Genomic DNA, 20,101 nt, shown 5'->3' with positions numbered 1-20,101 from the left:
AGGGGCCCCGCTTGCGGGGAGGCGGCTATTTCGCTTGAGCCGATGACACGGCCCTGTCAGGCGCAGATCAAGCGACAGCGGACCCGGGGCTTTGCCTTGGTGAGCCCGAAGCGCCCCCTGCCTCAAAAACATCCCGCACATCCCCGCGCCCGCGTGCCGAACGGAGCGCGCGGGCGGGCGGGTGGGGCGTCGCTCCGGGCGGCGCGCGGGCGCGGGGCTATTTCAGGCCCAGCACGTCCAGCATGTCGTATTCACCCGGCCCCTTGCCCTGCCCCCAAAGGGCTGCCTTCAGCGCGCCACGCGCGAACAGCGCCCGGTCGGACGCGATATGTTTCAGCACGATCCGCTCCCCGGCGGCGGCAAAGATCACCTCGTGTTCGCCCACGATGTCGCCGCCCCGGATGGCATGGAACCCGATATCGCCTTTCTTGCGCGCGCCGGTGATGCCGTCGCGGCCTCGGTCCGACACGTCGGACAGCGCGACGCCGCGGCCCTCGGCCGCCGCCTCGCCCAGCATCAGCGCCGTGCCCGATGGCGCGTCCACCTTCTGGTTGTGATGTGATTCGACGATCTCGATATCCCAGTCCGTGTCCAACGCCGCCGCCACCTGCCGTGTTACCGTCGTCAGCAGGTTCACGCCGAGGCTCATGTTGCCTGCGCGGACCACCACCGCGTGCCGCGCCGCCAGCGCGATCTTCTCAAGATCGCTGTCGGCCAATCCCGTTGTCCCGATGACATGCACCAGCCGCGCCTGGGCGGCCAGTTCCGCGAAGGTCACGGTCGCCGCCGGCGAGGTGAAATCGATCACCGCATGGGCACGGGCAAAGGCTTCCAGCGGATCATCCGTCACCATGACCCCCAGCGCCGCCCCACCCGAGGCCAGGCCGAGGTCCTGCCCGATCCAGGGATGTCCGGGCCGTTCCAGGGCCCCGCACAGGTGCAGCCGCTCATGCGCTGTCACCTGCTGCGCCAGCATCTGGCCCATCCGGCCCGAAACGCCGGTCACCACAACGCCGTAATCCTCCATTGTCCCCGCTCCTTGACGCAACTGTTCCGCCCCTGTTACCGCTCCTGTCCGGCAAATGCACGCCCCCGAGCGGGGCGCTTGGCAAACGACAACAGCAAGCTTAAGTCTGGACCCATGGCACGAAACAGATTCCACGACGGCCCCGGGCCCAGCCAACGCCAGCTCCGGGTTGCCGAGCTGATCCGCCGCACCCTGTCCGAGGTGCTGCAGCGCGGGGATATCCACGATCCCGATCTCAACCGGCTCTCGATCACCGTGGGCGAGGTGCGGGTGTCACCCGACCTCAAGGTGGCGACCGCCTATGTTGTGCCTCTGGGCGGCGAACACCAGGCCGACATGTTCGAGCTTCTGGAACGCAACAAAGGGGAACTCCGCCGCGCGGTGTCGCGCGGCCTGACCCTGAAATTCGCGCCAGAGTTGCGCTTTCGTCTCGACGAGACCTTCGACCATCTCGACGATACCCGGCGCCTCTTTTCCGACGACGCCGTGCGGCGCGATCTCGACGATTGACCTCATGCGCCGGATTGTCGCCTGCCTCGCCCTGCTGACCGCCACGCTGGCCATTGCCCCGGCAGCCCGCGCGGTGACATGCCGCGACATCGACCACGAGGGCAACGCCTACGTCATCTGCGAGGTCGATCCGGCGCACGAAGACCTGCGTCTGTTCCGCACTGACGAGAATGGCAATGCCTACGGGCATTTCGGCCCGCTCAAGGCAGACCTGGCCAGCAAGGGCAAAGACCTGGTCTTTGCCATGAACGCCGGCATGTACCACGAAGACCGCTCCCCGGTCGGCTATTACCTCGAAGACGGTCGCGAAGAGATGCGCGTGATCTCTGGCCCGTCGCAGGGCAATTTCGGCCTTCTGCCGAACGGCATCTTCTGCATCGGAGAGGGGTGGGCCCGGGTGATCGAAACCCGCGATTTCCTGGCCCGCCGCCCGCGCTGTCGCCATGCCACACAGTCCGGGCCGATGCTGGTGATCGAGGGGGCCCTTCACCCGCGTTTCCTGCCGGACAGCTATTCGCGCTACATCCGCAATGGCGTGGGCACCTCGGCCAACGGCGACCGCGCGGTCTTTGCGATTTCGCAGAACACGGTCACCTTCCACGAGTTCGCCCGCCTGTTCCGGGACGTACTGAAACTGCCCAACGCGCTGTTCCTGGACGGCAATGTCTCGCGCCTTTACGCGCCACAGATGAACCGTGCGGACCTTGGACGCCGCATGGGGCCGATCGTGGCCGTCACCGAGCCCGCACAATAGCCGGGTCGGCGGGCTTTCAGCCAGTCAGTTCGGCGCGAAGGATACCCACCGCGGCCGCGATCCGTAGGGCCACCCACTGATCGTGACGCCCGGAACGGGCCACACCCCAAACCGGACACAAGGAAACGGCCTTGGTCTTGCCTCTCTTCCCGGTCCGGCTTACCTCGGAGGGACAATAATCCAGAGGCCCCCATGACCGACACCTGCCAATCGCTTGCCACCGCCCTGCTTGACGCCGCCCGCAAGGCAGGTGCCGATGCGGCGGATGCCCTGGCGGTCAATGGCGCGGCGCAGTCCATCGACGTGCGTGGCGGCGTCCTGGAACAGGCCGAACGGGCCGAGTACCGCGATCTCAGCCTGCGGGTTTTCCTGGGTCAGCGCAGCGCCTCGATCTCGGGATCGGACATCCGGCCCGAGGCGCTGGCCGAAATGGCCACACGCGCCGTGGCAATGGCGCGCGAGGCGCCCGAAGATCCCTATGCCGGCCTCGCCGATTCCGACCAGATTGCCACGGACTGGGACGTTGCTCCGCTGGAACTGGCCGATCCCGCGCCGGAGCCGGCACCCGCAGCCCTGGAAGAAGACGCGCGGCAGGCCGAAGCCGCCGCGCTGGCGCATGAGGGCATCACCCGCATCGACAGCGCCGCCGCGCAATATACCGCACAGACCATCGCCTTTGCGGCGACCAACGGGTTTGCCGGCAGCTACAAGCGGACATCGCGCGCGCTCTACTGTGTGGCCATCGCGGGCGAGGGCCTGGGGATGGAGCGGGACAGCGACGGCGACAGCCGCACCTTTCAATCCGACCTGCGCAGCGCGCAGGACATTGGCGACACTGCCGCCGCCCGCGCCTTGGAGCGGCTGAACCCGCGCAAGCCCAAGACCGGCGCCTACCCCGTCCTCTTCGACGAACGGGTCGCCGCGTCGCTGATCGGCCACATGGTCGCCGCCGCGAACGGCGCGCAAGTGGCGCGCGGCCAGTCCTGGCTGCGCGAGGCCCTGGGCGAACAGATCCTGCCCGCGCACCTCAGCCTGATCGAAGATCCCCACCGCCCCCGCGCCAGCGCCTCGCGCCCCTTCGACGCCGAAGGCCTGCTGACCCGCAAACGCGCGGTGATAGACAAGGGCATGCTGACCGGCTGGACGCTGGACCTGGCCAATGCGCGCAAGCTGGGCATGGACAGCACCGCCAATGCCGCGCGTGGCGGGGCCTCTGTTTCGCCCGCGTCGTGGAACCTGACCCTGACGCAGGGCACGCAAAGCCGCGAGGACCTGATGCGCGAGATGGGCACCGGCCTGCTGGTGACCTCGATGATCGGGTCCACCATCAACCCCAATACAGGCGATTATTCACGCGGCGCCGCCGGTATCTGGATAGAGAACGGCGAACCCGCCTACCCGGTGTCCGGCGTCACCATCGCGGGCAACCTGCGGGACATGCTGCGGACCATCGTGCCCGCCAACGACGCCCGCGCCTATCTCAGCCGTGTGGTGCCCTCCCTGCTGGTCGAAGGACTGACCCTTGCCGGCGAATGACCTCGACCTTCTGATCGAAGCGGCCCGCCGCTCTGCCGAGGTGGCCACCGCCTTTGTCGGTGGCGATCTTGGCGTGCAGTACAAGGCCGTCGACGACAGTCCCGTCACCCAGGCCGACCTGGCGGTGAACACGCTGCTGACGCAATTCCTGCAGGAGGCGCGGCCCGACTACGGCTGGCTGAGCGAGGAAACCCCGGATGGCACCGACCGGTTGGGCACGAAACGCGTCTTCATCATCGACCCGATCGACGGCACGCGCTCTTTCATCGAGGGGGAGAATACCTGGGCCCACGCGCTTGCGGTGGTCGAGGATGGGCTGGCCATCGCCTCGGTTGTCTACCTGCCGATGATGGGCAAGCTCTATTCCGCCAGCCTTGGCGGCGGCGCACATCTGAACGGCGATCACATAACCGCCAGCACCACGGCCCGCCCGGACGAGGCGCAGGTGCTGGCCACCCGGCCGAGCCTGGACGCCGGGCACTGGCCCGGCGGCCTGCCACAGCTCAAGCGCAGCTACCGCCCCTCGCTGGCCTACCGGCAAAGCCTGGTGGCAGAGGGGCGCTACGACGCGATGTTCACTTTTCGCCCGACCTGGGAATGGGACATCGCCCCCGGCGCCCTGATCCTGTCCGAGGCCGGGGCACGTATCACCGACGGCAAGGGCGCCCCCCTGCGGTTCAACGCGAAGGAACCCAAAGCCGAAGGCATGATCGCCGCGAACCCCGACCTGCATGCGGCCCTGCTGCAACGCAGGCTGTAGGCCCATTGCACGCCCATACCCGGCTGCAAACCGCCCAAGGTGGGGGCATCGACCGGCACGCGACCGGTCACGGGGGCGCGCCCCGACACCGCGTCTTGACCCCCGGTGCGCGTTCGCTAGGGTCGCGCTGACCCCGCAACCCAAAGGGAGCGCGCCTCATGCAACGCCTTCACCTCGTTTTCGGCGGCGAACTCGTCGATCCGTCGACAACCGTCTTCAAGGACGTGAACGACCTGCACATCGTCGGCATCTTTCCCAACTACGAAGAAGCCTACAACGCCTGGAAGGCCGAGGCACAGCGCACCGTGGACAATGCCCACATGCGCTATTTCATCGCCCATCTGCATCGCCTGCGCGAAGAGGCACAAGAGGCCTCCTCGACCGAGGAACTGGGCTGATCCCATGACGCGCCGCGCGCTGAGCCTCTCGGCCTACCTGGCCTATGCGCGCAGCGCCTCTGCCTCGGGCGAGGCCCCGAATTGGCCTGCGCGCCCCTCCGGCCCGCTGGTCTGGGGTTTTGCCGAAGACCGCGAAACCGGGCGTGCCCTGGCCAGCCTTGCCGCACGGCTGACGGCGCAGCGTCCGGAAATCACCGTTTGGCTCAGCGGCCGGATCCCGTCGCGTCCCGGCCTGACGACCGTGCCCATGCCCCGCGACATGGCAGGTGACGACCTGCGCCGCCTGCGCCAATTGCGCCCGGACGTGACACTCTGGACCGGGCAGGCATTGCGCCCCGGCCTGCTGTCGGCCCTTGCGGAAAGCGGCAGCCACATGATCGCGCTGGACCTTGCCGATGCGCCCTTTCCAGCAGAAGCGCCGCGCTGGCTGCCCGATCCCTCTCCGGCGGTTCTGGCGCTGTTCGACAGCCTCTACACCACCGGCCAGGAGGCCAGCCGCCGCCTGCGCCGCCTGGGCCTCGAAAGCAGCCGCGTGCATGACGCCACGCCCTTTCTGGACACCGAGGCACCGTTGGACTGTTCCGACGGGCTGCACGAGGAAATTGCCAGCCTGCTTGCCGGGCGCCCCATCTGGCTGGCCGCACGCGTCCGCCCGGACGAGGCGCGCGATGTGCTGATGGCGCATCGTCAGGCCAGCCGCCTGGCCCATCGGTTGTTGTTGATCCTGGCCCCGGCGGATCCTGCCGACGCGGACAGGATCGCCGCCATGCTGCGCCGCGACCAGATGCGGGTCTGCGACTGGGAAAACGGCGACATGCCGGACGAGAACACCCAGGTCCTGCTGGCAGGGGGGCCGGATGAGCTTGGCCTGTGGTATCGGCTGGCGCCGCTGGCCTTCCTGGGGGGGTCCCTGACCACGGGCGGTGTCGGAGAGGACCCCTTCGAGGCGGCTGCGCTTGGCGCGGCGGTGCTCTATGGCCCCAACGTGGGGGCGCACCTGGGCGCCTACTCGCGGCTGGTCAGCGCCGGGGCCGCGCGCATCGTGCGCGATGGCGATTCGCTGGGGACCGCAGTGTCTCATCTCGTGGCTCCGGACCAGGCGGCGGCCATGGCCCATGCGGGCTGGGACGTGATCTCGTCCAGTGCGCGGCTGGTCGACCGGGTGCTGTCCGAGATCTGCGACACGCTGGACGAGAGGGCCAAGACCTGATGCGCCCGCCCGGTTTCTGGCAAACCCCGCCCGACAGGCCCGCCTGGCAGGCCCGCCTGCTGGCACCACTGGCGGCACTGACGGCACGGGCCACGGCCCGCCGCGTGGCCCACCCGCCAAAGGTACGCCCCGGCATTCCCGTGATCTGTGTCGGCAACGTCAACGCGGGCGGCACCGGCAAGACGCCGACCGTCATCGCCCTGGTCCAGCGCCTGATCGGGCGCGGCCTGGTCCCGCATGTCGTCTCGCGCGGGTACGGCGGGCGCCTGACCGGCCCGGAGCAGGTCGATCCCAGCCGCCACACCGCCGACCTGACCGGGGACGAACCGCTGCTGATTGCTGCCTTCTGCCCCACCTGGGTCTCGCGTGATCGGGCGGCGGGCGCCCGCGAGGCCGAGGCGGCGGGCGCCGATGTGATCGTGCTGGACGACGGATTGCAGAACCCGGACGTGGCCAAGGATCTGACCGTCATCTGTGTCGACGCGGTCGCCGGGTTCGGCAATGCCCGCTGCCTGCCCGCCGGGCCGCTGCGCGAACCGCTGGCGGCCGGTCTGGCACGGGGCGACCTGCTGCTGTCGATCGGACCGGACGCGGCGCAGAAACGCTTTGCCGGGGCCTGGAGCACGCGGATCTCCTTGCCGCATCTGAGCGGGCATCTTGCCCCCCTTCAGACCGGCATGGACTGGGAAGGCCTGCCGACCCTCGCCTTTGCCGGCATCGGTCACCCGGAAAAGTTCTTTGCCACCCTGCGCGGGCTTGGTGCCGAAATCCGCCGTGCCGAGGCGCTGGAGGATCACCAGCCCTTCACCAAGGCCCTTGTCACCCGGCTGATACGCGAGGCGCAGCTGCTGGGCGCACAACTGGTGACGACCGAAAAGGACGCGGTGCGCCTGCCGCCGGAGTTGCGGCGCGAGGTGCTGACCCTGCCTGTCCGGCTTGAAATCCACGATCCCGCGCCGCTGGAGGCCGCGCTGGACCAGCTGTTCGACCGACAGGGCTGAGAGACTATTCCGCCGCCAGTTGCTGCTGATCTTCGCTGCCCAGCGTGGCCAGTTCCGCCACCACATCGCGCAACCGGCGCCGGACAGAGTCAAAATCCGCGTTCGGCAGAATCCTGGCCTCATCCATGTAAAGCGCCCGGTCGATTTCCACCTGCACCGCATGCTGGCCACGCGACGGGCGGCCATAGGCCTGCGTCGTATAGGCCCCGGCAAAAGGCGCGTTGCGCGCGACGACAAAACCAGCGGCGGCAAAGGCCGCCTCGACCCGCTCGACGATCTCGGGACGGGCCGAGGCGCCGAAGCGGTCGCCAATCACCACCTCGGGCCGCCGTCCGCCGTGACGGGCAGCACCATCCAGCGCCTCGTGCGGCATCGAATGGCAGTCGATCAGCACCGCCTCGCCAAAGCGCCCCCGCGCAGCCTGCAGCAAGGCGTGCAGCTTGTCGTGGTAGGGCTGCCAGATGCTGGCGATTCGCCTGTCCGCCTCTGCCCGCGTCAGCTTGCCGCGATAGATCGCCCGCCCATTCGCCACCACACGGGGCACGACGCCCAGCCCGCTGGCCACCCGCGGATTGTGCCCGCCGCGGCGCAGCCCCTCGATCAGCGCCGGGTCCAGCTCGTCCGCTGCGCGGTTCAGATCGATGTAGGCCCGTGGTGCCCCGGCCCGCAGCAAAGGCGCCCCGAATTCCGGCGCACAATCGAAAAGCCGGTCAACATAGGCATCTTCGGAGGTCCGAATGCTGTGATTGTCCAGAATCGTGGTGCGCAGAAAGCTGTCGGGATAGTCCCGGCCCGAATGCGGAGAGGCGAAAACCACGCGTGACGCGGGTGTCTCGGGCATGTGCAGGTGGTACGAAGTTTCAGGCATCCGCTCTCCTTTTCAGGGAGGAGAATAGACCGAAAATTCCACCCTCCAAAAGCCCTTGATCCCCGCAAAGAAGCCATTTATAGACCCTCCACCGGCGCGCATCACCGGGCACTTCGAAAGAAGTGGACGGGGATGTGCAAGGGTCATATAGGGCGGTTAGCTCAGCGGTAGAGCACTTCGTTGACATCGAAGGGGTCACTGGTTCAATCCCAGTATCGCCCACCATGAATTCATCGCCCGGCACCCCGGGAGGCATGCCTCTCGGTGAGTCGGGTATTGGCCGCAACCAATGGCGCTCGCGCGCCGCGACGACAGGAGAAGACCATGAAGGTCGCAAACTCGCTCCGCTCGCTCAAGAAGCGCCACCGCGACTGCCGCGTTGTGCGCCGTAAGGGCCGCGTCTACGTCATCAACAAGACGCAGCGCAGATTCAAGGCACGCCAGGGCTGATACCCCGGCTTTGTGCCAGATCTGAATAACCCCCGCCGGCAGCCGCCGCGGGGGTTTTTCTTTGGGCGGTCGCCCCACCCAGTCGCCAGACCGGGTCAATCCCGATCCAGCCCGATAATTCCATCTGCCAAAAGCCGCACCACCGTCTGATCGTCGAGATAGCCCGAAACGCGCAGCCCGCGCGAATCCTGGTAGCGGCGCAGGGCTGCCCGGGTGTTCTCGTCGAATCGGCCATCCACCTTGCCCGGCTTCAGACCCAGTTGTTCCAGCCTCCGTTCGGCCAGCTGGCGGGCCACGAAGTTCAGGTTCATCGCCTGTTCTTCCTGCCGTGCGGCCACCGCGTCGCGCACCTTTGAGGCGTCATGCTCCAGCAGGGCGATTCGCTGCTGGGCCTCGGCACGGAAGGCGCCGTTGGGCCAGTCCTTCAAATAGGTCCGATACGCGCCCGTGGTGTTGGTCTGTGCCGCCTTGGCCCAGTCGCGCCGGTCCTGACCGGCGGCTTGTTCGGCGCGGCGATCGTCGATTTCCTGCAGCACGCGGCGGGCCTGATCGGCGAACAGACCTTCGGGATATTTCTTCAAGTAATCGCGGAACCCGGCTTCCTCGCCCCGCCGTTCGACCTGCCGCCAGAAGGCCCGCTCTTCGCGTTCCCGCTCCAGCCGCTGCCGTTCCGCTTCGCGTTCCAGTTCTGCCGCCCGCCGGGCCGATTGGTCCTGCAGGCGCACGATCTGGTCACGGCTGAGATAACTGGTCACGCGCAAGCCGGACTCCTCCTGCCAGCGTCGGATCGCCCCCCGCGTCCCATCGCCAAAGATCCCGTCGATGCCGCGCGTGTCATACCCCAGGATCGACAGTGCCCTCTGGATGCCGCGCCGCTGCTCTCGGGTCAGTTCCAACGCGTCTTCCGCCCGCCGCTCTTGGTAGAAAGGCTCTGAATTCAGCGCATTCAGCCGCTGCCGCGCGGCATTGGCATGCGTCCCGCCCGGAAACCCGTCCAGGTAAGCGCGGTAACCATCAGGCGAATCGGCTTCTTGTGCCAGCCGCCAGGCCGCGTCATCCGCCGCCCGCGTAAAGGCCGCAGGGTCGGGGCGCGACGGCTCTGACGGCTCAGGGGGGCCAGTCACGTCCTCGGCCCGCACGATCACCTGCGTATGGGGGGCGTAGCCCTCGACCTCCAGCTCATAATCCAGCGCTGCGCGCAGCACGAACCGTCCGGTTCGGGCCATGTCGCGCGCCGCATAGCGCGCGACATCCACCGCAGGTCCGCGAATCACCGTCACCCCCTGCGGGATATCCAGCTCGCCCAATCCCTCGGACAGGAACAGGCCCAGATCGGGATCGGTCGGTGTCTCCCCCAGAACCAGAAAGGCCCGGCCCTGGTAGGCCGACAGGATCGACAGCGCCGCGTCCAGCGGAAAGCCCTGGACCAGCACCTCGGCCTCGTCGATCTGCCCGGACCCTGTGACCGGAACAAGGTAGCTGCCCCCGACCCCATGTACGAAAGCCCCCGAGAGCAGGATCACCACCGGCCCGCCGTCATCGTCCAGCTTCGCGGCGAACTTGGCAAAGGCGCGGCGCATTCCGGCGGCATCCGCGTCCTGCGTCATCGACACGTCGAACCCCTTGTCGCGCAGGGCGTCGGCCGCCACGGTGACGCGTTGGGCACCGAACAGCGTCTGGACGGCGGTGTAGCGGCTGTTGCCGATCACCAGCGCGTCGCCGGTTGCCTGCGCGCCCGTCGCGCCCAGAATCGCGCCCGCCAGGGCAAGGGCGAATATCCGCATGAGAGGTCCTCCCGGTCGTCTGTTTCCAGCCAAGCCTACCGCCTGCCCGCCACAGGACAAGCGTCACGACCGGGGAAAATGGGCGGCCTTTCGCCCAAAACGTCCCAGTCCCGCTTCTGACATGCCGCAGCCCTGCGGAAACAGGCCGACGCGGCGCGGCCCTGCTCCGATAATTCCGATGGCCTCGAAGGAGGCCCGAAGGGGGCCCCGCCCGCACTCAGTCGTAGCTGCGCTGATCCTCGATCACCAATCCGTCGCGCGGCAGCGCCCCCGGCGCCACCAGTTCGACCTTGCCCTTCAGCTTAAGCACCTCGGCCACCGTCCCCTCGTAGGCCGCGGCATCGCCGCCGTCCGCCTCGATCCGGACCGTCATCACGTCCATCTCGCCCTCGCGGCTGGCCACGACGCGTGCGCGCGCGATCTCGGCATGTTTGGCCACCAGTTGCGCCACCTGTTCCGGGCGCACGAACATGCCCTTGATCTTGGTGGTCTGGTCGGCCCGGCCCATCCAGCCCTTGATCCGCGTGTTGGTCCGCCCGCAGGGGCTTTCGCCCGGCAGCACGGCGCTCAGGTCGCCGGTGGCAAAGCGGATCAGCGGGTAGTCGGGGTTCAGCGTCGTCACCACGATCTCGCCGACCTCGCCCTCGGGGACCGGGTCGCCGGTGCCCGGCGTCACAAGTTCGACGATCACATGTTCGTCGAGAATCATGCCCTCCATCTCGGGGCTTTCATAAGCAACGTTCCCCAGGTCCGCCGTGGCGTAGCACTGCAGGCACTGGATACCGCGATCCGCATAATACTGTCGCAACGAGGGAAAGAGCGCGCCGCCCCCGACCGCCGCCCGCGTGATGCCCAGGTCCAGCCCCATCTCGTCGGCCTTTTCCAGGATCATCTTGAGATAATCCGGCGTGCCCGCGTAGGCCGTCACGCCGATGTCTCGGGCGGCCCGCGCCTGCAGCTCTGTCTGGCCGGTCCCGGCGGGCAGCACCGCTGCCCCCACTGCCCGCGCGCCGGATTCGAAAATCATCCCCGCTGGCGTCAGGTGATAACCGAAACAGTTCTGCACGATGTCGCCCCGCCCGATTCCGCAGGCGTTCAGGAAACGGCCCATGCGCCACCAGTCATGGCTGATCCCGCCCGGCTCGTAGATCGGCCCGGGGCTTTGGAAAACATGCGCAAGGTTCGACACGGGCAGCCCCCCAAAGGGCGGTTCCGCGGCCTGTTTCGCGACCAGATCGGCCTTGCGCAGCACCGGCAGGGCGCTGAGGCCGCCCAGGTCTTCCAGAGGGTCGATGCCCTGTTTGGCCAGCTGTCCGTTCAGCGCCTCCAGCTGTGCCGCTTCGCGCGCATCGCGGCTGCGCGTCTCCAGCTCGTCGAAATAGGTGCTCATCACGCTCTCCTTCGAAAGTCCATCGTACGGGCGCAGGCGGCCCTGCCCCGCGTCCCCGTCATTCCCGGTCCCGGTCGGACGTGCCGGCCCCGCCTGTCTTCCGCCCGCCGGCTCTGTCGATCCGGCAGGCATATTGATCTGGAACAAGGTGCCCCGCCGTCCCTGGCCCTAGGGTCCGCCCAGTCAAAGGGAGAGGAGGCCCCGAGATGCACGACGATATCGATGCCCGCATCCGGTTCGACGACGTCCGCCAGATCATGGAGGTCGATTTCTCCGACTTCGACTTCGACAGCTCGGCCACGGTCAACCGGTTCTACGACCAGATAGAGGCCCGCATCGCGGAGACGGGCGAGGAACTGTGGTTCTTCCTCATCAACCTCAACGGCACGCGCATCGACAGCTCGGCCTGGGTCGCCTATGCGCGCCGCGGCCGGGCGCTGAACCTGGCGCATTCCATGGGGTCTGTCCGCTTTGACGCCTCGCCGGAAACCGCCGCCCAGATCGAACGCGCCGCGCGGACAGAGGCCTTTGACCCCAACCTGTTCACCAATCGGGCCGACGCCCTGATCCGGCTGGGTCAGATGCCCTCGAAGCGGCGCGCCCACGTTCAGCACGATCAGAACTACACGCCGCAGGACTTCTTTCACCGTATCGCCTTCGACGAAGAGTCGCGCATCATGGAGGTCGATTTCTCCTGGTTCACCTTCAACCATTTCCGCGATGTCAACGATTTCTATGACCATATCGAAAGCCGCATCGCGGATATGGGGCAGGACCAGTGGTTCTTTCTCATCAACTACGAGGGCACGCAGATCCTGCCCGCCGCTTGGGTGCAATACGCGCACCGGGGCAAGAAGCTGAACCTGGAACATTCTCTGGGGACGGTGCGCTATGCACCGGGCTCCGAAACGGAGGCAGACATTCGCCTGCGCGCGGAAAGCCAGGACTTCCGTCCCAACATCCGCAACACGCGCGCCGAGGCGCTGGCCCGGATCGAGGACATGCGGGCGGAACATGGCTATCGGTCCGCCCAGAACGGGACACAGGGCGTCACGGCGACACCGGGACGGGGGTAATCCCCCCGCCATCTGGCGCGGTCCCGCGCGATCCGGTGTTCCCCGTTCCTTGTCATGGCGTCACTCGACCGGCCAGGAAAAGGGTTCCAGGACGTTGACGACATAGGTCACCATCAGTTCGATATCGCCGTCGCCCAGATTGCGCGCCGGGCCATGCGCCTCCCCGGCGGACGCAAAGATCGCCGCCCCCTCCTCTAGCACCTGTTCCGCACCATCCGGTCCTTCGATGCGCCCCCCGCGCAGCACGACCGCATGCATGTCGCCGGGATGGGCATGGCGCTCGATCATGCCGTCCGGTTTGATCGTCACGCGGCTGATGACCACCTTCATGTCCGGCGCATCCGACAGCGGTTGTTCCGACAGCACCTCATGCACGACCAGGTCACTGGCCTGCACGGGCGTCGCGCCCAGCAGCGCAGAGACCATTGCGGCGGCGCCGGCACGCGCAATACAGGTCGGGGCAGAACGGATCATGGCATCACTCCTCTGGATGGATCGACTCTCGGTGCCGCAATGGCCCTGGCTCAGGCCAGCCACCGTTTCCGACGCCGGTAAGAGCGCACATCGCGGAAGGATTTCCGCCCTTCGTCGGACATCCCCAGGTAGAATTCCTTGACGTCGGGATTTTCCCGCAACTCGGCGGCAGGGCCATCCATCACAACGCGCCCATTCTCCAGAATGTAACCGGAATGCGCGTATTTCAGCGCGACGTTGGTGTTCTGCTCGGCCAGCAGAAAACTCACACCTTCATTCTCGTTCACCGATTTCACGATCTCGAAGATCTGCTCCACCAGCTGCGGCGCCAGCCCCATGCTGGGTTCATCCAGCAGGATCGTTTCCGGCCGCGACATCAGCGCGCGCCCGATCGCCGTCATCTGCTGTTCCCCGCCCGAGGTATAGCCCGCCTGGCTGCGGCGGCGCTCCTTGAGACGCGGAAAATAGGAATAGACCATCTCAAGGTCGGCCTCGACCGCCGCCTTGCCGTCCTTGCGCGTATAGGCGCCGGTCATCAGGTTTTCCTCGACGGTCAGGTGCTCGAAACAGTGGCGCCCTTCCATCACCTGGATCACGCCGCGTTTCACCAGTGCCGCGGGCTCCAGGTCCTGCACCTTCTCGCCTTTGTATATGATCGACCCTTTGGTCACCTCGCCGCGCTCGGAATGCAGAAGGTTGGAAATCGCCTTGAGTGTCGTGGTCTTGCCGGCGCCGTTGCCACCCAGCAGCGCGGTGATTCCGCCCTTGTTCACGGTCAGGCTGACGCCCTTCAGCACGAGGATCACGTGGTTGTAGATCACCTCGATGTTGTTGACCTCGAGCAGGGCCTCGTCCGTCCGTCCCGCATCCAGCATCGTCTCACCTCGCGCTTTGGGTCGGCCCGGTGCCGCCCCTGCTGCTTCTTCTCTCTGAAAATACTCGAAAATCGGCCCCGGCGAGGCGGGTGCTCCGCCGGGGCCTGTCGCGATCACATCGCGTCACAGCCTTCGTTCACCGGCCAGGGAGCGTTGGCATCGGCGTATTCCTTCGCCTTTTCCTCTGCCAGCGCCTGGTAGCCTGCCACGTTCGGCGTCAGCAGATCCGAGACCTTGACGAATTTCTCGCCGTCCCATTCCAGCATCCAGCCGCCCGAATGGCCGGTGTGGTTGGCACAGGAGGTCTTGAAGGGCGGCACCATGCCGTCCAGCCCCAGTTCTGCAATGCGTTCTTCGGTCATGTCGATGTGCTCAAGACCCCAGCGCAGCTGTTCCGCGTTGATCTCGGCGGTGCCATACTCGGCCTGAGCCGCGCGGATCCCCTCGGCCAGGATCGCCGAGATCACGATACCGCGCGAGTAGAACACGCCTTTCATCTCGGTCTCGTCGGTCTTGGACATGCCCTTGTCGATGACCATCGACTGGATGTCCTTCATGACCGGCGCATCCATGTTCGGGAAGGACCAGCTGATCGACTTGTAGCCCTTGGCGTCCGCCCCCGCGATGGCGAGATCGGCATCATGACCGGACCACCAGACACCCAGGAAATTCTCCATCGGGAATTTGGTCTTCACCGCTTCGGTGATGGCGCCGGCGTTCATTGCACCCCAGCCCCACATCACGACATAGTCGGGACGCATGCGGCGGATCTGCAGCCACTGGGCCGACTGGTTCTGCATTTCCTTCAGGCCGACCGGGATCGGGCTCAACTCGAAACCCTTGTCTGCGGCCAGCTGTTCCAGCACCGGGATCGGCTCCTTGCCATAGGGGTGGTCAAGGTGCAGGAAGGCGATGGTCTTGCCGTCCAGGCTGCCCTGGCTTTCCAGGTACTGGATGATCATGTCGGCGGCATCCCAGTAACCGGCCGGCGTGTTGAACGCCCACTGGAAGGTCTTGCCGTCCATCATCGGGCTGAAACCATAACCCGGCGCCAGGATCGGGATCTCGTCGACGTTGGTCTTGGGCAGCACCTGCAGGGTGATACCGGTCGACCAGGGTTGGGTCACGATGGCCTTGCCCTTGGTCTTTTCATAGCATTCCACACCCTTTTCGGTGGAATAACCGGTCTCGCATTCTTCGAAGTCGATCTTGGCACCGCCGATGCCGCCATCGCGTTCGTTGAGCAGGGTCATGTAGTCGGCCTGCCCGTTCATCAGCGGGATACCCGTCGCGGCAAAGGGGCCGGTCCGGTAGGCAAGGTTGGGAGCATAAAGCTCCTGCGCCATGGATGCCCCGGCGGTTGCCGCCGCCAGCGCGCCCGCAAGGGCCAGTCTGGTAAAGTGTTTCATGTCTTTCCTCCCTTGGAATGTCTCATTACGTATTCAGTCTTGGTCTTCTTATTGGGCCGTGTTCAACGGCCAGGGGATGGGTGCGTGGCACCCGTCTCAATAGGGGAACGGCCAGAGGATCAGCTTCTCTCGCAGCAACCGCCACAGCTGGGCCAGCCCGTGCGGCTCGACGATCAGGAAGAAGACGATCAACCCGCCGACGATCATGAAGTTCAGGTGTTCCACCATCGAGGACGAGACCGGGATGCCCAGCGCCTCGGGGACCAGGTTCAGAACCACCGGCAGCCCCACGATCAGGATCGCGCCCAGGTAGTTGCCCAGGATCGAGCCCAGGCCGCCGATGATCGCGATGAACAGGATGCGGAACGACAGCGGAATGTCAAAGAGGTTGGGCTCTGCCGCGCCGCGCCACATGAAGACGAACAAGGCCCCTGCCACGCCCACGACGTAGGACGAGATCGCAAAGGCCGTCAGCTTGGACTTCATCAGGTTGATGCCGATCAGCTCGGCGGCGATGTCCATGTCGCGCGTCGCCTTCCACGTCCGGCCAAGGTTGCCGCGCGTCAGGTTGATGCAGACCCAGGTCAGCAGGCAGACGATGAACAGCACCAGGTAGTATTGTACGATCGAATCCGCCTGCGGGCCGGACACATACAGGCCGAAGATGTCGAGGTTCGGCACCTGGATCGCACCCGAGGCGTTGTCATTGTAGAGCCAGGACCATTTTTCGAACAGCCAGACCAGAAAGAACTGGGCCGCCAGCGTCGCGATGGCAAGGTAGAACCCCTTGATCCGAAGAGAGGGGATACCGAAGGCCACGCCGACGCCCGCGCTGAAGACACCCGACAAGAGGATCGCGATGATCGGGTTCATCCAGGGCATGATGGTGATCATCTTGTAGCAGGCATAGGCCCCTACCCCCATGAAGGCCGCCGTGCCCAGCGACAGCTGCCCGGCATAGCCCGTGAGGATATTCAGCCCCAGCGCGGCCAGTGAGTAGATCAGGATCGGGATCAGCAGCGTCTGAAAGGTGAATTCGCTGGCCGTCAGCGGAAAGATCACCCAGGCCAGCACCATGATGAACCCCAGCAGAAAGGCATCCTGCTTGACCGGGAACAGCGCCTGGTCGGCCTCGTAACTCGTCTTGAACTGCCCAGCGGTGCGATACAGCATCGCCGTCCTCCCTTTGTCTCGTCGCGGTTCAGCCCGCGACTTCTCCGATATAGCCGCCGGGACGCACAGGCCGTCCCCGCAGGCAGAAATTCCACAGCGCGATCAGCGTCGGCAGCGGCACGAACAGGAAACCTGCCACCGATCCGATCTGGATCCAGCTCAGGTCCTCGCCGGGGTGATCCGCCTGCTGCATCCGCACCAGCGCGATCACCGCCCAGTTCACAGCGCCCCAGAACAGCGAGGCCAGCAGCAGCGTGCCCCAGGCCTGCCAATTCGGCGGCGCGGTCTCGGCGATGTCCTGCTCGGCCGCACGCAGCTGGCTCAACACCGACAGGCACAGCCAGGGCACCGGAACCGTCACGGCCAGGACCAGAAGACCGATCAGGAACTCTGGCCCACCGCCCAGCGTCGCGAAAAGAAAGAGCCCCAGCACCACGGCGGCCACGCCGGTTGTCCCGGCAGAGATCACCCCCGCCGTCAACCATCCGTCCTTGCCCGCCGTGGCCTCCTTCATGGCTCAGCCATCCTCCCGGTCGTTGTCCGCGCCGCGGGTCCCCAGACCGGCCAGACGCGCCATCATGTTCAGCGTCAGCGCCGCGCCGGACAGGCCCACCGCCAGCGCGCCGTGCATTCCGGCAGAGACCATGCCGGTCATGGCATTGGTCATCCTGACCATGTCGTCGCTTTCGCTCAGCCCGTTGGCGCCGCGCGCCAGATCGGCAATCCCCGGATCGGGGCGCTGCACGGGGCGCGACGCCGTCCGTCTGTCCCGAGGCGTGCTCATCTCAGCCCTCCAGCCCGTCGTCCGCTTCGTAGCGCGCTCGGCTTGCCGCCGGTTTGGCATAGCCTGTCGCCTCGGAATGGCGCACCAGCCAGAAATAGGCCCAGAGTCCCACCGCCGCGCCCGCCGCCGCAAGCAGCAGGGCGATGGTCATCCGCCCCCCCGCTTCCGGGTCGTCGGACAGGGCCAGGTAGCCGAAGGACCAGAACCCGGCCCAGGCGATCACATTCAGAATTGCTATCAGCTTCGACATCTCCGCCCCTCCTCCGGGCGTCGGGGGGACCAGTGCCACCCCTCCTCCGATCTTCTCCGATCCGGGCAGACCCGGACCGCCCTATACCCTTTCGATGATGCGTTCCCCGAACAGGCCCTGCGGCCGGAACAGCAGCACGATCAGCGCCAGAACGAAGGCAAACCAGGTCTCGGTGTTGCCGCCCAGGATCGGGTAGCCCCAGTAGCCGTCGAACAGCTTTTCCAGGATGCCGATCATCAACCCGCCGACGATGGCGCCGGTGATGCTTTCCAGTCCCCCCAGCATGAGGACCGGCAGGGCCTTGTAGGCGATCACCTCAAGGGCAAAGCTCACCCCGGCCCGCGCGCCCCAGGCGATGCCAGTGACCAGCGCGATGATCCCCGCGATGAACCAGACCAGCACCCAGATCGTCTGCAGCGAGATTCCCACCGACAGCGCCGCCTGATGGTCGTCGCCCAGCGCGCGGATGGCCCGGCCCATCTTGGTATAGTTCAGGAAGGCCAGCAAAGCCGCCACCAGCACCCCGCCGACCACGACCACCGTGATGTCGAGATGCGGCAGGATCAGCAGCCCGCCCCAGGGTTCCAGCAGGGTTTCCCCGGTGGGAATGCCCAGCTCGCTGGTGATCATCTGCTTGTTTTCACCGCCAAAGATGATCTCGCCCAGGCCGATCAGGAACAGGCTGACCCCGATGGTTGCCATAAAGAGGATGATGTCAGGCTGGCCCACCAGCGGACGCAGCACCACCCGTTCGATGCTGACCGCCAGCACAAACATCACGCCCAGCGTCAAGAGCACCGCGATCCAGGCCGGGATGCCGTAGGCGTAAAGCCCCACCAGCGTCAGCGCCGCAAAGACAACCATGATGCCCTGGGCAAAGTTGAAGATCCGGCTCGACCGGAAGATCAGCACGAAGCCCAGCGCGATCAGCGCATAAAGCACGCCCGAAACCAGCCCCTCCCAAAGGGTCTGCAGGAACAGGTCCGGCATCGCGGCCATTTCCACGAAGGGATTAATGAAGATGTCTCTCAAAAGGTCCATGTCCGGTGTCCCCTCACGTCATGCCGTGCGTGCGATACGCATGGTCTGTGCCTCGTTTGTGCATGGATTGTGCCCCCATGAAATCAGTCATGCGGAACCCCCAGGTAGGCGTCGATCACGTCCTGGTTGCCGCGCACCTCGTCCGGCGTGCCGTCACCGATCTTCTTGCCGTAGTCCATCACCACGACCCGGTCGGAGAGGTCCATGACCACCCCCATATCGTGTTCGATCAGGCAGATCGTGGTGCCGAACTCGTCGTTCACGTCCAGGATAAAGCGGCTCATGTCCTCTTTCTCTTCGACGTTCATGCCCGCCATCGGCTCGTCCAGCAGAAGGATCGACGGTTCGGCGGCCAGCGCGCGCGCCAGTTCGACCCGCTTTTTCAGACCGTAGGGCAGCCGCCCCACCGGCGTCTTGCGGATCGCCTGGATCTCTAGAAAATCAATGACCTTCTCGACGATCTCGCGGTTCTCCATCTCCTCGTTGCGCGCCTTGCCCCACCAGATCGCCTGCGCCGCGATCGAGGCATTCATATGCGTCAGACGGCCCGTCATGATGTTGTCCAGCACGGTCATGCCTTCGAACAGCGCGATGTTCTGAAAGGTCCGCGCCACGCCCATCCGCGCCACCTCGTAGGGCTTCATCGGGGGCCGTTTCGCGCCCTTGTACCAGACCTCGCCCACGGTCGGCGTGTAGAAGCCGGAAATGATGTTGAGCATCGAAGACTTGCCCGCCCCGTTCGGCCCGATGATCGCCCGGATCTCGCCCTCATGCACGTCAAAGGAAATATCGGAAATCGCCGTTACCCCGCCGAATTTCAGCGTGATGTTCTTCATCTCCATCAGAACGCCGCCAATCTGGCGCCCGTCCGCAGTGACGTATCCTTCGGTGTCTTTCATGAGAAGTCCCACAAGTCATGAATGGTATTGAACATTGTGATCACAAACATAAACGCCAACACGGGTGGAAAATAGCGGCGCACTCCAGACGCAATTTCTTCATGGCTCGGCGTGCGCGTTTGCCAGGCAAAGACGCGGGGCTCTTTTGAAAACGACGCAAAACAATCTATCGTGGCAAGCACAAAGTAAGCGCCAATGAAGACGGCAAGAGCGGCACCGTGAGAAATCAATGCCAGAACTGCAAAAACGAGAACCCACAACAAAAAACACCGCAGAAACCCTAATCGTCCGGTCCAACTCTCAAACGCTTCGGACAGTCTCGCGCAAAAATGACAAAACCTGGCAAGCACATATGCAACGGAAAACAAGGCCATCCTCTCTTTGGACTCTGACAACGTGAACAAGCTGCGAACACCCCGCACGGGATGGCAA

General features: G+C 65.7%; 23 protein-coding genes and 1 tRNA gene. 10 read left to right on the top strand and 14 right to left on the bottom strand.

Going from position 1 to position 20,101, the window contains the following annotated elements:
• Positions 1-217 precede the first annotated feature (217 nt).
• On the bottom strand, positions 218-1,027 hold the full coding sequence (gene dapB / locus KZZ07_RS04005) for a 4-hydroxy-tetrahydrodipicolinate reductase (protein WP_219512409.1): 810 nt from the start codon (positions 1,025-1,027) through the stop codon (positions 218-220).
• Between the two features lie 114 nt (positions 1,028-1,141).
• Here dapB and rbfA point away from each other — a divergent pair, with 114 nt between their 5' ends.
• The 7 genes from rbfA (at position 1,142) to lpxK (ending at position 7,196) form a co-directional block, all read left to right on the top strand.
• Positions 1,142-1,537 (top strand): 30S ribosome-binding factor RbfA, encoded by a 396-nt coding sequence (rbfA, locus tag KZZ07_RS04000; protein ID WP_219512408.1) that lies wholly within the window; start codon positions 1,142-1,144, stop codon positions 1,535-1,537.
• Between the two features lie 4 nt (positions 1,538-1,541).
• Positions 1,542-2,291 carry a phosphodiester glycosidase family protein gene (locus tag KZZ07_RS03995; RefSeq protein WP_219512407.1) on the top strand — a complete coding sequence of 250 codons (750 nt, stop codon included), beginning with the start codon at positions 1,542-1,544 and terminating at the stop codon, positions 2,289-2,291.
• Between the two features lie 192 nt (positions 2,292-2,483).
• A complete protein-coding gene (locus KZZ07_RS03990) occupies positions 2,484-3,827 on the top strand; it encodes a TldD/PmbA family protein (protein ID WP_219512405.1) in 1,344 nt (447 codons plus the stop codon).
• Positions 3,814-4,587: a 3'(2'),5'-bisphosphate nucleotidase CysQ gene (locus KZZ07_RS03985; RefSeq protein WP_219512404.1), complete on the top strand. Its 774-nt coding sequence runs from the start codon at positions 3,814-3,816 to the stop codon at positions 4,585-4,587. The genes KZZ07_RS03990 and KZZ07_RS03985 overlap by 14 nt, the downstream gene beginning before the upstream one ends.
• Before the next feature lie 158 nt (positions 4,588-4,745).
• The gene (locus tag KZZ07_RS03980; RefSeq protein WP_219512403.1) at positions 4,746-4,985 is read left to right on the top strand and encodes a DUF4170 domain-containing protein; all 240 of its coding nucleotides are present in this window, start codon (positions 4,746-4,748) and stop codon (positions 4,983-4,985) included.
• 4 nt (positions 4,986-4,989) lie between these two features.
• On the top strand, positions 4,990-6,195 hold the full coding sequence (locus tag KZZ07_RS03975) for a 3-deoxy-D-manno-octulosonic acid transferase (protein WP_219512402.1): 1,206 nt from the start codon (positions 4,990-4,992) through the stop codon (positions 6,193-6,195).
• A complete protein-coding gene (lpxK, locus tag KZZ07_RS03970) occupies positions 6,195-7,196 on the top strand; it encodes a tetraacyldisaccharide 4'-kinase (RefSeq protein WP_219512401.1) in 1,002 nt (333 codons plus the stop codon). The genes KZZ07_RS03975 and lpxK overlap by 1 nt, the downstream gene beginning before the upstream one ends.
• Positions 7,197-7,200: 4 nt before the next feature.
• Here lpxK and KZZ07_RS03965 read toward each other — a convergent pair whose 3' ends face one another.
• Positions 7,201-8,064 (bottom strand): N-formylglutamate amidohydrolase, encoded by an 864-nt coding sequence (locus KZZ07_RS03965; protein ID WP_219512400.1) that lies wholly within the window; start codon positions 8,062-8,064, stop codon positions 7,201-7,203.
• Positions 8,065-8,214: 150 nt separating this feature from the next.
• Here KZZ07_RS03965 and KZZ07_RS03960 point away from each other — a divergent pair.
• Positions 8,215-8,289, top strand: a tRNA-Val gene (locus tag KZZ07_RS03960).
• 99 nt (positions 8,290-8,388) lie between these two features.
• Entirely contained in the window at positions 8,389-8,514 is a 126-nt protein-coding gene (gene ykgO, locus KZZ07_RS03955) for a type B 50S ribosomal protein L36 (RefSeq protein WP_007792261.1), read from the top strand.
• A 95-nt stretch (positions 8,515-8,609) separates the two neighbouring features.
• Here ykgO and KZZ07_RS03950 read toward each other — a convergent pair whose 3' ends face one another.
• Complete coding sequence (locus KZZ07_RS03950; RefSeq protein WP_219512399.1) at positions 8,610-10,298, bottom strand: peptidoglycan-binding protein; 1,689 nt, start codon at positions 10,296-10,298, stop codon at positions 8,610-8,612.
• Positions 10,299-10,515: 217 nt separating this feature from the next.
• Positions 10,516-11,688 (bottom strand): phenylacetate--CoA ligase family protein, encoded by a 1,173-nt coding sequence (locus KZZ07_RS03945; RefSeq protein ID WP_219512398.1) that lies wholly within the window; start codon positions 11,686-11,688, stop codon positions 10,516-10,518.
• A 206-nt stretch (positions 11,689-11,894) separates the two neighbouring features.
• On the opposite strand from KZZ07_RS03945, the gene KZZ07_RS03940 reads away from it, so the two are divergent.
• Entirely contained in the window at positions 11,895-12,764 is an 870-nt protein-coding gene (locus KZZ07_RS03940) for a hypothetical protein (protein WP_219512396.1), read from the top strand.
• A 60-nt stretch (positions 12,765-12,824) separates the two neighbouring features.
• Here KZZ07_RS03940 and KZZ07_RS03935 read toward each other — a convergent pair whose 3' ends face one another.
• The 10 genes from KZZ07_RS03935 to KZZ07_RS03890 all read right to left on the bottom strand — a co-directional run bounded on the left by KZZ07_RS03935 (position 12,825) and on the right by KZZ07_RS03890 (position 20,043).
• On the bottom strand, positions 12,825-13,238 hold the full coding sequence (locus KZZ07_RS03935; protein WP_219512395.1) for a cupin domain-containing protein: 414 nt from the start codon (positions 13,236-13,238) through the stop codon (positions 12,825-12,827).
• A 50-nt stretch (positions 13,239-13,288) separates the two neighbouring features.
• Positions 13,289-14,113, bottom strand: a complete 825-nt coding sequence (locus KZZ07_RS03930) for an ABC transporter ATP-binding protein (protein ID WP_219512394.1) — start codon at positions 14,111-14,113, stop codon at positions 13,289-13,291.
• Positions 14,114-14,226: 113 nt separating this feature from the next.
• Entirely contained in the window at positions 14,227-15,522 is a 1,296-nt protein-coding gene (locus tag KZZ07_RS03925; RefSeq protein ID WP_219512393.1) for an ABC transporter substrate-binding protein, read from the bottom strand.
• Positions 15,523-15,618: 96 nt separating this feature from the next.
• Positions 15,619-16,695 carry a branched-chain amino acid ABC transporter permease gene (locus KZZ07_RS03920; RefSeq protein ID WP_219512392.1) on the bottom strand — a complete coding sequence of 359 codons (1,077 nt, stop codon included), beginning with the start codon at positions 16,693-16,695 and terminating at the stop codon, positions 15,619-15,621.
• Between the two features lie 28 nt (positions 16,696-16,723).
• The gene (locus KZZ07_RS03915; RefSeq protein WP_219512391.1) at positions 16,724-17,209 is read right to left on the bottom strand and encodes a hypothetical protein; all 486 of its coding nucleotides are present in this window, start codon (positions 17,207-17,209) and stop codon (positions 16,724-16,726) included.
• A gap of 3 nt (positions 17,210-17,212) precedes the next feature.
• Entirely contained in the window at positions 17,213-17,479 is a 267-nt protein-coding gene (locus KZZ07_RS03910) for a hypothetical protein (RefSeq protein WP_219512390.1), read from the bottom strand.
• A 1-nt stretch (position 17,480) separates the two neighbouring features.
• A complete protein-coding gene (locus KZZ07_RS03905) occupies positions 17,481-17,729 on the bottom strand; it encodes a hypothetical protein (protein WP_219512389.1) in 249 nt (82 codons plus the stop codon).
• 81 nt (positions 17,730-17,810) lie between these two features.
• Positions 17,811-18,770 (bottom strand): branched-chain amino acid ABC transporter permease, encoded by a 960-nt coding sequence (locus KZZ07_RS03900; protein ID WP_255564149.1) that lies wholly within the window; start codon positions 18,768-18,770, stop codon positions 17,811-17,813.
• 83 nt (positions 18,771-18,853) lie between these two features.
• Positions 18,854-19,669 carry an ABC transporter ATP-binding protein gene (locus tag KZZ07_RS03895; protein ID WP_219512388.1) on the bottom strand — a complete coding sequence of 272 codons (816 nt, stop codon included), beginning with the start codon at positions 19,667-19,669 and terminating at the stop codon, positions 18,854-18,856.
• Positions 19,666-20,043, bottom strand: coding sequence for a hypothetical protein (locus KZZ07_RS03890; protein WP_219512387.1), 378 nt, complete (start codon positions 20,041-20,043; stop codon positions 19,666-19,668). Before KZZ07_RS03890 ends, KZZ07_RS03895 begins: the two co-directional genes overlap by 4 nt.
• Between the last annotated feature and the right edge of the window lie 58 nt (positions 20,044-20,101).

Source organism: Mameliella sp. CS4 (assembly GCF_019392335.1).
Lineage (GTDB): Bacteria > Pseudomonadota > Alphaproteobacteria > Rhodobacterales > Rhodobacteraceae > Antarctobacter.
Note: the sequence above shows the minus strand (reverse complement) of the source record. Positions and strands in the feature narration are given on the sequence as shown.

Bases quoted from the DNA above. Each gene is read 5' to 3' on its own strand.
- KZZ07_RS03895 (WP_219512388.1), bottom strand. From the start codon at position 19,669: ATGAAAGACACCGAAGGATACGTCACTGCGGACGGGCGCCAGATTGGC.
- dapB (WP_219512409.1), bottom strand. From the start codon at position 1,027: ATGGAGGATTACGGCGTTGTGGTGACCGGCGTTTCGGGCCGGATGGGC.
- KZZ07_RS03950 (WP_219512399.1), bottom strand. From the start codon at position 10,298: ATGCGGATATTCGCCCTTGCCCTGGCGGGCGCGATTCTGGGCGCGACG.
- KZZ07_RS03915 (WP_219512391.1), bottom strand. From the start codon at position 17,209: ATGAAGGAGGCCACGGCGGGCAAGGACGGATGGTTGACGGCGGGGGTG.
- rbfA (WP_219512408.1), top strand. From the start codon at position 1,142: ATGGCACGAAACAGATTCCACGACGGCCCCGGGCCCAGCCAACGCCAG.
- KZZ07_RS03890 (WP_219512387.1), bottom strand. From the start codon at position 20,043: ATGGCCTTGTTTTCCGTTGCATATGTGCTTGCCAGGTTTTGTCATTTT.
- KZZ07_RS03965 (WP_219512400.1), bottom strand. From the start codon at position 8,064: ATGCCTGAAACTTCGTACCACCTGCACATGCCCGAGACACCCGCGTCA.
- ykgO (WP_007792261.1), top strand. From the start codon at position 8,389: ATGAAGGTCGCAAACTCGCTCCGCTCGCTCAAGAAGCGCCACCGCGAC.
- KZZ07_RS03935 (WP_219512395.1), bottom strand. From the start codon at position 13,238: ATGATCCGTTCTGCCCCGACCTGTATTGCGCGTGCCGGCGCCGCCGCA.
- KZZ07_RS03905 (WP_219512389.1), bottom strand. From the start codon at position 17,729: ATGTCGAAGCTGATAGCAATTCTGAATGTGATCGCCTGGGCCGGGTTC.
- KZZ07_RS03995 (WP_219512407.1), top strand. From the start codon at position 1,542: ATGCGCCGGATTGTCGCCTGCCTCGCCCTGCTGACCGCCACGCTGGCC.
- KZZ07_RS03900 (WP_255564149.1), bottom strand. From the start codon at position 18,770: ATGGACCTTTTGAGAGACATCTTCATTAATCCCTTCGTGGAAATGGCC.
- KZZ07_RS03930 (WP_219512394.1), bottom strand. From the start codon at position 14,113: ATGCTGGATGCGGGACGGACGGACGAGGCCCTGCTCGAGGTCAACAAC.
- KZZ07_RS03925 (WP_219512393.1), bottom strand. From the start codon at position 15,522: ATGAAACACTTTACCAGACTGGCCCTTGCGGGCGCGCTGGCGGCGGCA.
- KZZ07_RS03980 (WP_219512403.1), top strand. From the start codon at position 4,746: ATGCAACGCCTTCACCTCGTTTTCGGCGGCGAACTCGTCGATCCGTCG.
- lpxK (WP_219512401.1), top strand. From the start codon at position 6,195: ATGCGCCCGCCCGGTTTCTGGCAAACCCCGCCCGACAGGCCCGCCTGG.
- KZZ07_RS03945 (WP_219512398.1), bottom strand. From the start codon at position 11,688: ATGAGCACCTATTTCGACGAGCTGGAGACGCGCAGCCGCGATGCGCGC.
- KZZ07_RS03975 (WP_219512402.1), top strand. From the start codon at position 4,990: ATGACGCGCCGCGCGCTGAGCCTCTCGGCCTACCTGGCCTATGCGCGC.
- KZZ07_RS03940 (WP_219512396.1), top strand. From the start codon at position 11,895: ATGCACGACGATATCGATGCCCGCATCCGGTTCGACGACGTCCGCCAG.
- KZZ07_RS03920 (WP_219512392.1), bottom strand. From the start codon at position 16,695: ATGCTGTATCGCACCGCTGGGCAGTTCAAGACGAGTTACGAGGCCGAC.
- KZZ07_RS03910 (WP_219512390.1), bottom strand. From the start codon at position 17,479: ATGAGCACGCCTCGGGACAGACGGACGGCGTCGCGCCCCGTGCAGCGC.
- KZZ07_RS03990 (WP_219512405.1), top strand. From the start codon at position 2,484: ATGACCGACACCTGCCAATCGCTTGCCACCGCCCTGCTTGACGCCGCC.